Genomic DNA, 11,737 nt, shown 5'->3' on the forward strand with positions numbered 1-11,737 from the left:
TGGGGTGGGGGTGGGGGTTAGGCGGGGGTGCGGGCTACGGCGAAGACGGATTGGCCGAAGGGGGGGAGGATGGCCTGTTCGGCGGCCTTGGTGGCGGGGAGGACCAGGGTGTCGTAGACCTTCACCATCGGGCCCTCCTTCGGCATCAGGCGGAAGACCTTGGTGGCCATGAAGTAGCCGATCAGGCCGAGGGCGTTGGCGTAGTGGATCTTCTCCACCCGCAGGCCGGCCTCGGTCATCGCCGCTGACAGGGTCTTCTTGGTGTAGCGGCGGACGTGGCCGGTGGCGATGTCGGCGGGGCCCATCGCGAACTGGAAGGCCGGCACGATGATGACCACGGCGCCGCCCGGCCGGACCAGTTCGCCCATGCTGCGCAGGGCGCTCACGTGGTCCTCGATGTGCTCCAGCACGTTGTACGACACCGCCGCGCTGTAGTCGCCCTGCTCCGAGTGCGGCAGCAGCATCTGGCGGACCTCGATGTTGGGCCGGTCGGAGAGCCGCTCCTTGAGCGAGACCAGGCGGTCCGGGTCGGCCTCGGTGGCGGTGAACCGGGGGAGGCGCTCGGCCCACTCCAAAGCGTAGTCGCCGAGACCGCTACCGATCTCGATCGGGTTGTCGCCGAGGTAGGGCACGGCCAGCTCGACGAACCAGCGTCGGTGGTTGACCGCGGTGGCGAGGCCCTCCAGGACCTCGGACTGTATGCGCTGATCCCCAGTGATTTCTGCCATGCGTCGATTCCTCACGATACGACTCGACCGCGCCAGGACCGACTGAGTGAACCATCCGCCCGGCGTGACGGAATTGTCGGGGTCTGGCACAACCGAATTGGTCGGGGGCTAGGTGCACGATCGGTGGTGGTCAGCGAACTTGGCAGATGTTACGCGAGTGACCCGAACCCTGCACGACGGCCTGAATGGCCGACTACGCTGCGAATTGTTATGACTACTCCTGAACCGGGTCGCCACGTCGAGGAGTCTGGGGCGGGAGAGTCACCGGGCGAGCTGGGGGGCGTCGGGCGTTTCAGCAGGTCAGGGCGGTGGAAGGACGTCGCCGCCGTGGCGAGTTTCGTGCTGCTGGCGTTCTGGGTGACGGCCCGGATGTGGTGGAATCCCACACACGGCATTCGGGACAACAAGACGGATATGGCGCAATTCGAATGGATGATGGCGCACGGCGCGCGGGTCCTGACCGAATTTGCCTACCCCTTCTCGTCGGACCGGATGAACGTCCCCGAATCAGTCAATCTGGTGGCAAATACCTCGGTTTTGTCCGTTTCGGTGCCAATGACGCCCATCACGATGGTGTTCGGCACCCGTACCGCGTTCCTGGTCTTCCTCACGCTGGGGATGATCGCCACGGCGACCGCCTGGTACTTCGTGCTGTCCCGGGTGCTCGTCGGTGCGCGCGGCCCGGCCTGGCTGGGCGCGACATTCTGCGCGTACGCGCCAGCGATGATCTCGCACGCCAACGCGCACCCGAACATCGTGTCGCAGTACGTCGTACCCCTGATCATCTGGCGTACGGTGCGGCTGGCCGACGCGGGACGGTGGCTGCGCAACGGCCTCCTGCTCGCGTTGGTGATCGTCTGGCAGGCCTTCCTGAACCTGGAGATCCTGCTGATGACCGCGATCGGTCTCGGCGTGGTGATCGTGGCACTGGCCCTCGCCCGGCCCGAACTACGCGGCCGGACCCGCACCTTCCTGGCCGGGCTCGGCATCGCCGCGGCGGCGTCCGCGATCGTGCTGGCGTACCCGCTGTACGTCCAGTTCTTCGGTCCGGGCGCCTACAACGGGCTGTCCTGGGTGATCCGGGGCTACTCCACCGACCTGGCCTCGTTCGTGGCGTACGCCCGGGAGTCCCTGGCCGGGGACGCGCGGAGCGCGACCGGCCTGGCCAAGAACCCCACCGAGGAGAACTCCTTCTTCGGCTGGCCGCTGGTGATCCTGACGGCGGCGTTGGTCTGGTGGCTGCGCCGCAACGTGGTGGTGCTCGCGCTTGCCGCGCTGGGCCTGCTCTTCGCGGTGCTCTCCCTCGGCCGGGAGATCCGCTTCGACCGGGAGGGGACCGGCATACCGGCCCCGTGGGCGCTGCTGGAGGACCTGCCGGTGCTGCACTCGGTGGTGCCGACCCGCTGGGCGCTGGCGATCACACCGATCATCGGGCTGCTGCTCGCCTACGCTGCCGAGCGTGCCCGGGAGTTGGCGGCCCGCTATCCGGCCCGGCGTGCGCAGATCCGCTTCGGCACGGTGACCGTACTGGCGATGGCGCTGGTGCCGGTGCTGCCCACCCCGCTGCCGACCAAGCGCCTCGATCCGACCCCCGAGTTCGTCACCTCCGGTGCCTGGCGTCCCTACCTGGCCGGCGGCCGCAGTTTGGTCACCCTGCCACTACCGGACACCGAGTACGCCGATCCGCTGCGCTGGTCCGCCCAGACCCGGCTGGAGATGCCGATCGCCCGTGGCTACTTCCTCGGCCCGGACACCCGCCCCGGCAAGGATCGGATCGCGTTGTTCGGCGCGCCACCCCGCCCGACCAGCAGCTTCTTCGCCACCGTCCGGCGCAGCGGCGAGGTGCCGCCGGTCACCGCAGCGGATCGGCGGGAGGCGGTCGAGGATCTGCGCTACTGGCGGGCCGGCGCGGTGGTCCTCGCCCCGCAGGAGCGCGCGGACGCGCTGCGCCAGGCGATGACCGCGTTGACCGGGATCGAGCCGGTGCACACCGGCGGTGTGTGGCTCTGGGACGTCCGACCGCTGACCGGCTGAAGAGCGTGAAGGCCGCTGACCGGCTGAGAGCGTGAGCGGGTCGGTGGGTCGTCAGGCGGTGCGCAGGCAGCAGCCCTGGCACACCTTCGGCTTGGGCAGGGTGAAGGCGAGGCAGCAGGTGCGCCGCTGCACGGTCGGCTTGCCGTCCGCGTCGGGCACCAACTCCACCAGATCGGCCAGGCCGAGCGTGTCGAGCAGGGTGTCGATCGAATCGACAGTCGAACCGGGCACGCTGTCGGAGGCCGTCAGCAACCCGTGCGCGATGCCGGAGGCCACCGAACCGAGCAGCGTACGAGTGCCGATGCGGACCTCACCCTGGATCGCAGTGATCAGCGGCGACAGGTGCGCTTCCAGCAGGGTGGCCCGCAGCGTCGCCAGCAGCTCCTGCTCGTCGGCCACCACCTGGACCCGCTGCGGCTCGGTGACGACAAGCGGGTCGGCCGGCAGTACCGCGACCCGGGTCGACTGGCGCAGGCCGAGGGTGATCAGGGTGTGCGGGTCGGCGAAGTGCATGAGCGTGCTGTCGGCGTCGAGCAGCGGTACGCGTCGGGCGACCGCCCAGCCGAGCACCACCGGCAACGCCGCCCAGTAGCTGTACGCCTTCCAGGCCAGTGCGGCGGAGGCGTGCGGGCTGCCACCCCAGAGCCGGGCGGCGGACCCGAGCAGCTCCGGCAGGCGACCGCCGTCGGCGAGGGTCGTGGCCGGAGCCCAGTCGGTCTCGTCGACGACCAGCAGCCCCGGTGCCAGCCCGGGGAGGACGTCGGTGCCGAACATGGCCCGCAGGGTCGCGGTCACCGGACCGAGAGCCGCCGAGGAGGCGGTGTGCGCCGGTAGTACGGCTGTCACGTGCTCCACCTCCGTCCGAGATCCTCAATTAAGGCTAGCCTAACCACACTTTGCCGGTGGTGGTAACCCTCGACGGAGGCAGTTACAGAGGCAACAAGTGGGAAGCGCGACACGCGGTTACCCAGCGTGTGCATCGGGAAACGCGCCGCAGTATCGGGGTGAATCGCCCAATCGTCAAGCCTCTTGTCGAGAAAGTGCCAGTCCTGTACACGTCCGGCCACTGAACGTGAAAGTTTTGGTACTCCCGGCCACGAGGAAGCTGATGACGACCTCACCGCTCGATCGGGCTGCCGACTCCTTCGCCGCCGAACTCGCCCGCCACCGCACCGAGCGGGGCCTGTCCAAAAAACAGCTGGCCACGCTCATGGGCTTCGACCCGTCGTACGTCAGCCACGTCGAAGGGCGGCGGCACCGACCCACCGAGGACTTCGCCCGGCGCGCCGAGGCCGTCCTGGAGGCAAGCGGCGCAATCTGGCAACGCTTCCGGGAGTACGACCACCTGCGCCACGCCCGCACCGAGCGGGACCCGCGCGAGCCCGACCCGACCGGCCGGTGGATCCCACCGGGCACCGGGCTGATCGTCGAGAACGAGTCGAGCATCCTCACCTACACCGAGGACGGGTACCGCTGCCTGATCCGCCGGGAGCTGTACAACGCCGGCACCGAACCGATCACCCGCTACCTGGTACGGGTCGCCGTGGACCGCTACCCCAACGACCCTGGGCGCTCCAACCGGCACCACCGGGAACGCCCGCTCACCTTCGCCGAACTCGGCCTCCGGGCCTACCGGGAGGAATCCGGCGAACGCGAGGCCATGCACTGGCGGGCCAAGTACGACCGGGACGCGTTCAAGGAAATCTGGCTGCTCTTCGAGAACGGCGAACGACGCTTCCCGCTCTACCCCGGTCACCGCGCCACCATCGAGTACACGTACACGGTCGGGCGGGACAAGTGGGGGCCGTGGTTCCAGCGGGCGGTCCGCGTACCGACCCGGCACCTCGCCGTACGCCTGGATCTGCCTGTCGAACTGGACCCGCAGGTCTGGGGCGCGGAAACCTCGCTGTCGGCGGAGGAGGGCCCGCTGCGCCGGGCCGTCGCCCGGCGCGACGAGGGTGACCGGGCGATCTTCGAATGGGCGACCGACGACCCGCCGCTGAACGCCCGCTACCGGATGCAGTGGCGCTTCCGCGCCCAGTCGGACGCCGAACCGGAGAGCGAGCGGATCCGGCCCTCCGAGCGGATGCGCGGGCTCGGGATTCTCCAACGCGGCGCCGACCTGCTGCGGCAACCGGCCCGCCCGTTCGACCTGCCGCGCGAGGCACGGGCCGCCCGGGAAGTCATCGATCGGTTGACCGACGCGCTGGCCCGCCTCGACGAACTGCATCCGTTCGCCAAGGGAGTGGGGATCGCCGCCCCGCAACTGGAGATCGGCCGGGCCGTGGCCATGATCCGCCCGCCCGACCGGACCGCCGAGCCGCTGGTGCTGCTCAACCCCTGGGTCGTCGACGCGGCAACCGACACCGACGAGCAGTACGAGGGCTGCCTCTCCTTCTTCGACCAGCGAGGACTGGTGCCGCGCCCGCTCCGGCTCGACGTGGAGCACGCCCAACTCGACGGCCAGCGGGTGATCACCTCGTTCGAGTTCGGCATGGCCCGCCTGGTGGCACACGAGATCGACCACCTGGAAGGCCGGCTGTACGTCGACCGGATGGCACCCGGCGTGCCGCTGGTGCCGATCGAGGAATACCGCGAGACCGGCCATCCCTGGCGCTACTGAGCTGCTGCACGACCACGCCTGGTCCGGGTGGGAACGACGCCGGCCAGGCGTGGTCGTGCGGGCGGTGCCGGTCCGCCCGATCGGGGGACCGGGGCGCGTGCCCCAGGGGGCAGGGGCACGCGCCCCGGTTCGGGGGGAGAAAAGCTCTACAGGTTGCCGAAGGTGTCGTACCGGGTGTGCTGCGGCGGGACGTCGTCGGCCGCGAGGACCCGCAGCGTCGACCGCACCATGGCCGCCGAGCCGGAGACGTAGCAGTCGTGCGTCGTCCACGGGCCGTAGCGGGCCACCACGTCGGAGATGTCGCCGTGCTCGCCGTCGAAGTCCGGGTCGTCACTACAGGCGGAGGTCACCGACAACCACGGATGCGCCGCCACCAGGTCGCGCAACCCGTCCAACCCGTAGAGGTCGGACTCGGTACGCGCGCCGTAGAAGACGTGCACCCAACGGGTCCGGTTGAAGCTGACCAACTCCTCCACCAGCGCCTTGATCGGGGCCAGTCCGACACCACCGGCGACACAGAGCACGTCCCGATCCGACGAGCGGTCCAGGGTCATCGAACCCATCGGGGCGGCCACCCGCAGCAGGTCACCCGGCTTCACCCGGCGGACCAGGGCACCGGAGACCCAGCCGGCGCCCTCGGGCGTACGGACGTGGAACTCCAGCACGTTGTCGTCGTTCGGGGCGTTGGCCACCGAGTACGTGCGCCACACCCGGGGGTGGTAGCGCGGTGCCTCGATGCTGACGTACTGCCCCGCCTTCCAGGCGAGCGGATGTTGCAGCGCCCGGCAGGTGAACACGGCGGTGTCCGGCCCGTACCGCTCGTGGGTGAGCACCTCGGCGTGCCAGAACGGCGGGTTGTCGTCCGCCGCCGCGCCGGCCAGCATCTTCTCGCTGATCGCCGCGTACGCGTCCCGCCAGGCCTGGTCGTACTCCAGGTTCCAGCCGTCCCCGGCGGTGCTGCGCAGCGCGTCCAGCAGCGCCACGCCCATGGTGTCGTAGTTCGCCGCCTCGACGTGGTACTTGCGGTGGTCCCGGCCGAGCGCACGGAGGAACTCGTCGAAGCCCTCCGGGTCGTCCACCGTGTGGATCGCCGCGATGATCGCTTCCAGCAGCCGGTCGCCCTGCCCGGCCATCTGTACCGGGAAGAGTTTGCGCAGTTCCGGATCGAGGAGGAAGAGCCGGGCGTAGAAGTGTTCGCTCAACCGGACCCGGTCGGCCTCGACGAGGGCCCAGCTCTCCTTCAGTAGCCGCGCGAAGTTGTCCACGGGGGCGCTCCTTCTCTGACGGCGGTTCAGGCCCCCATAGAATGTCCACGGAGCGTGTATGAAGGTCGCACAGAATGTGCGATCGCATCGTGAGGCCGACTCAGTGGCACCCGGGTGCCGACAGTGCGGCCGGTCGGGCAGAGTGGTGCGGTGACCGTTGAGCTCACCCGACCGGTGTCCCGCCGGATGCTCGGCACCGAAACACTCCTGGTGCTGGGCCTCTCCCTCGGCCAGTCGGCCGTCTACGCCACGGTGTCGATCATCGCGAAGCTCACCGCCGAGGGTGGGCTGTCGAAGCAGACCGCCGCGCTCAACACCTCCGCGTCGGCTCGGCCGTACCTCGACCTCACGTACCAGCTGCTCGGGATCGTCTTCGCGTTGCTGCCGGTGCTGCTCGCCGTACACCTGCTGGCGCGTGACCCCGGCGACCCGGCGCGGACCCTCGGCATCGACTTCCGGCGGCCCGGACCCGACCTCGCCCAGGGCGCCGGGCTGGCGGCGCTGATCGGGCTGCCCGGCCTCGCCCTGTTCTGGGCGGCGGCCCAACTCGGCCTCAACGCCACACTGGTCCCGGCCGCGCTACCCGACCTGTGGTGGGCCGTGCCGGTGCTGATCCTCGCCGCCTTCCAGAACTCGATCCTGGAGGAGGTGATCGTGGTCGGCTACCTGATGACCCGGCTGCGGCAACTCCAGTGGCGGGTCGGCGCGATCATCGCCACCAGCGCCCTGCTCCGCGCCTCCTACCACCTCTACCAGGGCTTCGGCGCGTTCGTCGGCAACGCCGTGATGGGCATCGTCTTCAGCTACTTCTACCTGCGCACCCGCCGCATCATGCCCCTCATCGTTGCCCACGCCCTGCTGGACATCGTCGCCTTCGTCGGCTACACCCTCGTCCCCGACTCCTGGCTCACCTGGCTCTGACCCCCCTTTTCTACGTGGTTGATCAAGAGGTTTGCGTCTGCAATGGGGCCTGATCTGACGCAAACCTCTTGATCAACTTTGGTTTCGGGGTGGGCGGTAGGCGGTGAGGGCTCGGGCGATGAGGCGTTGGGTGGTGGTGGAGGTGGTGATGGCGGCGGTCAGGGGGGCGGCGCCGGGGATGAGGCGCGATGCCAGGCGCAGGGCCAGCCAGCCGCCGGCCTGGGCGGTCAGGGGAGCGGCCAGCCGCCAGGCGGCTTCGAGCGCCCGGGGGCCGGGTTCCTCGCCGGGGCCGTCGGCCGCGCGGGCCGCCGCCAGCGCCGAACGGGCGGCCTCCAGGTCCGGATGCACCAGGGTCAGCACCAACAGCTCCGCCGCCCGGTCCGGGTGCGCCGGATCCCGGTCGTACGCCGCCGCCAGGTGCAGCACCAGACTCGCCTGCGACCAGAGCACCACGGCCAACTCGGCCACCGGCGCAAAGGCACCGGCCAACGCGGCACCCGCCCCACCGACCGTCGCCTGCCGGACGAACCGCTGACCGGCCAGCCGAGCCAGACCGTCCGCGCTCGCCCCCGGGTACGTCTCCCGCAGCCACCGAGCCCACTGCGCAGCGCGCGGCCCGAGCACCTCGACCGCCGTCAGCGCCAACAACTCCGGCGCAAAACCCGGATGATCGAGTACGCGCGCCACAAGCGCCCGCAACTCCACCTCCGGCACCTCGCCGGTGCTGCCAGCGACCCCGGCCCGGCCAGCAGCCGTGCTGCTGGTCAGGTCCGGCTCGGCCGCTGTGGCTGTGGGTGCGGTCCGCTGGGCGGCGGCCTTGCGGGCCGGTGTCTTCTTGGCCGCGAGTGGCTGCGGGGTCGCCTTCGCGGACGCGGCCCTGCGTGCTGGCGCCTTCTTCGCAGCGCTCGTCCCGGTGACGTCGGCGTCCTCGACCGTGGTGCCCGGCGGCACGGCGCTCTTGGCAGGAGTCGCTCTTTTGGCGGGAGTTGCTCTCTTCGCCGGCGTCGCCTTCTTCGGGGCAGCCTTCCTCGCTGTGCGGGGAGCCTGCCGAGTTGTCGGAGACTCCGGCTGGCCCTCCTCGCCACTGAGCTGAGGTCTTGCCGGGCCCGAGGTCGAATCAGTGATCCGCGTCTCGCCGACGTCAACCGGCGTGGCGGCGAACGGCGGCGGTGCGGGTGAGGACGAGGCTGGCCGCGCCTGCCGCGGCAGCGGCTGCTCCGCGGTGGGAGGCGGCTGGAACAGCACGCCGGGAGCGGCCTTCGCACGCCGAGGACGTGCCCCACCAGGCTCGTTCCGCTCCTCCGGGGTCGGGGCGGGCGGTGCCGGAGGTGGCGTGAAGGTCGCCTCCGGGGAGCGCCGACGTGCTCCCTCGGCAGACTTCGGGCGGTCCTGCTCGCTGGGCGGCTGCTCCTGCATGTCGATGGAGCGTAGTCCGGAAAACGGCAGCGCACAGCGGTCACGTTCCCCATCCGCGCGGCCACGGTCGAGCGGCACCCGATAGTCGCTTTGCTCCCGGCCGGGGCGGACCTGTATCCTCGGGCGCGGTGGTCTGCAGGGCCACCAGGGAGACTTCGCCTAGTCTGGTCTATGGCGCCGCACTGCTAATGCGGTTGGGGTCTTAAAGCCCCTCCCGGGTTCGAATCCCGGAGTCTCCGCGCGAAGGCCGGGTGTGTAGACTGGCCGAGCACCAGCGCCCGTAGCTCAACGGATAGAGCATCTGACTACGGATCAGAAGGTTAGGGGTTCGAGTCCCTTCGGGCGCGCAGACAGCCCCCTAGCAGGCCCAACAGCCGCTAGGGGGCTTCTTGCTATCTAGCCGTCGGTCGCGCCCGCGCCGTGGCAGCGGCCCTCGTCGCGGTCGTTCAGGTCAGCGGGAGTGGGTGGTCCCGATCTATCATCGGCGCTCCGCCCGTTGTCGTACGGGCTGGATTGGTTTCCACCCATGAGGATGTGGATTTGTCTGATCGACTCAGCCCGGCCGGTGCCAGCCTGGGCGCGTCCACCCGTAGCCGCCGCCGGAGTGTCGGCAAGGTCGTCGCGGCGGCGCTCGTGCCGGCAATCCTGCTGGCCATCGGCGCCCCTGCGATCGCCGCAAGCAACACGCTCACCATCACCACGCTGGATCGCAACGGCAAGAAGGTCAACGTCACCACGACGGTGGTCAACCTCGCCACCAGTTCGAGCCGCTCGGTGAAGTCCAACAAGTCGACGAAGCTGCCGAAGGGCAGCTACGCGGTGCTCGCGTCGATCAGGACCGGCTCCGCGGTGACGCTCGGCGCGCGTACGGTCAAGGTCTCCGGTGCCAGCAAGACGACTGTGGACGCCCGCAAGGGCAAGAAGATCACCTTGGGTGTCAGCCCAGCGCCGGCTGGTGAAGGAATCATGGCGCAGACCAGGGCGCAGATCTGCACCAGGTCCGACTCCGCCAGCTACGACGTCGAGGCTTCGGACTGGGACGGCAGCAGCCTCTACGTCATTCCCAACTCGTCGAAGAAGCTTGCCTTCGCCGCGATGCGGCAGTGGAGCGACGGCTCCGGGCTCTCCGACAGCTACGCGGTCATGTACACCCGCACCGGCGTGCCCAGTGGGCTGTCCAAGACCTACAAGCGCTCCTCGCTCGGTACGGTGAACGCGACGGGCCGGCAGGGCACGGCCGCGACAATCGACGGCCTCCACTTCGCGGTGCAGCCGACCAACCGCGTTTGCGGTGACCACATGTACGCCGGCCTTTTCGGCGCCGACCGGCCGTACCGGACCAAGGTGCATCTCTCACCCGGCAACTGGTTGATCCGCGCCAGCAGCTATGCAGCAGCAAAGGACGGCACCACTGTCACCCCTGGCGGCTACATGGTGTCCCGCAAGGTTGTGGCGGGCAAGTCGCACACCCTGAACTTCTTCCGGGCTGCCTGGGGCCCGTCCGCGCGGCTGCCGATCGTGATCAACGGCCGGATCTCCTACTTGCTGAACAGCATGTTCGCCGATCCCGGTTTCCCTCGCGACGACAACGTCGAGGGCGGCGACAAGGCGACCGCGACGCTGACCTTCGGTGGCAAGACGGTCAAGACCAAGAAGGACAAGGGCTGGGAGCCCGGCGATACGTTCCTTGAATACAAGGTGAAGAAATCCGGCTGGTACAAGCTCACCAACAACGCGAGCCGTTACTACCCGGAGATCACCTTCCCAGCCGGGATGCTGTCGCCGAAGACCAGCGTCACGTACCGGTTCAAGGCGAAGCCGAACACCTCGGTGACGGCGCCCGTCTACGCCGTCACCATGCTGCCCACCGGCCTGAACCTCTACAACCAGGCGAAGCCGGGCAGCACCACCGACGTCAAGTTGACGTTGAGCCGGCCCAAGCTCAGCCCTGACGCCAAACTTGGCAAGAACCCGAAGGTGAAGACGGTCACCGCCAAGGCCTCGTTCGACGGCGGCAAGACCTGGCGTTCGGTGAAGGTCAAGAAGATCGACGGCACCTGGACCGCCCAGGTCGGCAACCCCACCTCCGGAGCGGTCTCGCTGCGGACGAGGGTCACCGACACCACCGGCGGCTACACCGATGTGACGATCATCCGGGCGTACGCGATCGGCTGATCGACCTGCTCCGACAGAGGCGCTCCGCTGTAGTCGGGCGGAGGGTGCCTATGCGAAACGGGCGGGCCCGACGTGATGTCGAGCCCGCCCGCTTCCGATCTGGAGCTAGCTGACCTGCCTGTTCTCGAACAGGCCGTCAACCACTGTCACCGTGCGACGAGGTTGAATCGCTGGTTGGTGCCGCCGTGGCAGTCGTAGAGCTGGACCTGGGCGCCGTTGGAGGTGCTCCAGACGTCGAGGCAGCGTCCGGACTGGACTCCGCTGATGGTGCCGTTGGAGTTGACGTTCCACTGCTGGTTGGTGCCGCTGTGGCAGCTGTAGATCTGCACGGCTGCGCCGTTGCCGGTGCCGGCGGCGTCCAGGCACATGTTGCCGTACACCTGAAGTTGCCTGTTCGCGGTGTAGGTCCACGACTGGTTGGTCTGTCCGTGGCAGTCGTAGAGCTGGACCCGGGTGCCGTTGTTCCGGGAGGAGTTCGGGACGTCGATGCAGCGGTTCGACTGGACGCCGACGATCTGGGTGGCCGAGCCCGGCGGTGGCGTGGTGGGCGGAGGGCTGGTCGGCGGCGGGCTGGT

The 11,737-nt window shown here is 69.3% G+C and carries 9 protein-coding genes and 2 tRNA genes; 6 read left to right on the forward strand and 5 right to left on the reverse strand.

The window, feature by feature from the left end; translation table 11 throughout:
• Positions 1 to 17: 17 nt before the first annotated feature.
• Complete coding sequence (locus tag C1A38_RS29270) at positions 18 to 728, reverse strand: class I SAM-dependent methyltransferase (protein ID WP_102660918.1); 711 nt, start codon at positions 726 to 728, stop codon at positions 18 to 20.
• Positions 729 to 938: 210 nt separating this feature from the next.
• Here C1A38_RS29270 and C1A38_RS29275 point away from each other — a divergent pair, with 210 nt between their 5' ends.
• On the forward strand, positions 939 to 2,762 hold the full coding sequence (locus C1A38_RS29275; protein WP_502696965.1) for a hypothetical protein: 1,824 nt from the start codon (positions 939 to 941) through the stop codon (positions 2,760 to 2,762).
• Positions 2,763 to 2,813: 51 nt separating this feature from the next.
• On the opposite strand, the gene C1A38_RS29280 is transcribed toward C1A38_RS29275, so the two are convergent.
• Positions 2,814 to 3,536, reverse strand: a complete 723-nt coding sequence (locus C1A38_RS29280; protein WP_102660924.1) for a hypothetical protein — start codon at positions 3,534 to 3,536, stop codon at positions 2,814 to 2,816.
• Between the two features lie 334 nt (positions 3,537 to 3,870).
• Between C1A38_RS29280 and C1A38_RS29285 the strand changes: the two genes are divergently transcribed.
• Positions 3,871 to 5,385, forward strand: a complete 1,515-nt coding sequence (locus C1A38_RS29285; RefSeq protein WP_102660919.1) for a peptide deformylase — start codon at positions 3,871 to 3,873, stop codon at positions 5,383 to 5,385.
• Between the two features lie 146 nt (positions 5,386 to 5,531).
• Here the strand turns inward: C1A38_RS29285 and C1A38_RS29290 are convergent, their stop codons facing one another.
• Positions 5,532 to 6,650, reverse strand: coding sequence for a globin domain-containing protein (locus C1A38_RS29290; RefSeq protein ID WP_102660920.1), 1,119 nt, complete (start codon positions 6,648 to 6,650; stop codon positions 5,532 to 5,534).
• 150 nt (positions 6,651 to 6,800) lie between these two features.
• Between C1A38_RS29290 and C1A38_RS29295 the strand changes: the two genes are divergently transcribed.
• Positions 6,801 to 7,571 carry a CPBP family intramembrane glutamic endopeptidase gene (locus C1A38_RS29295; RefSeq protein ID WP_102660925.1) on the forward strand — a complete coding sequence of 257 codons (771 nt, stop codon included), beginning with the start codon at positions 6,801 to 6,803 and terminating at the stop codon, positions 7,569 to 7,571.
• Positions 7,572 to 7,643: 72 nt separating this feature from the next.
• On the opposite strand, the gene C1A38_RS29300 is transcribed toward C1A38_RS29295, so the two are convergent.
• Positions 7,644 to 8,522, reverse strand: coding sequence for a hypothetical protein (locus tag C1A38_RS29300; protein ID WP_102660921.1), 879 nt, complete (start codon positions 8,520 to 8,522; stop codon positions 7,644 to 7,646).
• 613 nt (positions 8,523 to 9,135) lie between these two features.
• Between C1A38_RS29300 and C1A38_RS29305 the strand changes: the two genes are divergently transcribed.
• The 3 genes from C1A38_RS29305 (at position 9,136) to C1A38_RS29315 (ending at position 11,162) form a co-directional block, all read left to right on the forward strand.
• Positions 9,136 to 9,226 (forward strand) — tRNA-Ser (locus C1A38_RS29305).
• A 35-nt stretch (positions 9,227 to 9,261) separates the two neighbouring features.
• Positions 9,262 to 9,334 (forward strand) — tRNA-Arg (locus tag C1A38_RS29310).
• 193 nt (positions 9,335 to 9,527) lie between these two features.
• Positions 9,528 to 11,162 carry a hypothetical protein gene (locus C1A38_RS29315; RefSeq protein WP_146017647.1) on the forward strand — a complete coding sequence of 545 codons (1,635 nt, stop codon included), beginning with the start codon at positions 9,528 to 9,530 and terminating at the stop codon, positions 11,160 to 11,162.
• Between the two features lie 146 nt (positions 11,163 to 11,308).
• On the opposite strand, the gene C1A38_RS29320 is transcribed toward C1A38_RS29315, so the two are convergent.
• Positions 11,309 to 11,737: RICIN domain-containing protein (locus C1A38_RS29320; RefSeq protein WP_146017648.1), on the reverse strand; the 429-nt coding region annotated here is incomplete at its 5' end.

It is taken from the genome of Verrucosispora sp. ts21, assembly GCF_002879555.1.
GTDB classification, from domain to species: domain Bacteria; phylum Actinomycetota; class Actinomycetes; order Mycobacteriales; family Micromonosporaceae; genus Micromonospora; species Micromonospora gifhornensis.

Bases quoted from the DNA above. Each gene is read 5' to 3' on its own strand.
- C1A38_RS29275 (WP_502696965.1), top strand. From the start codon at position 939: ATGACTACTCCTGAACCGGGTCGCCACGTCGAGGAGTCTGGGGCGGGA.
- C1A38_RS29270 (WP_102660918.1), bottom strand. From the start codon at position 728: ATGGCAGAAATCACTGGGGATCAGCGCATACAGTCCGAGGTCCTGGAG.
- C1A38_RS29280 (WP_102660924.1), bottom strand. From the start codon at position 3,536: ATGTTCGGCACCGACGTCCTCCCCGGGCTGGCACCGGGGCTGCTGGTC.
- C1A38_RS29285 (WP_102660919.1), top strand. From the start codon at position 3,871: ATGACGACCTCACCGCTCGATCGGGCTGCCGACTCCTTCGCCGCCGAA.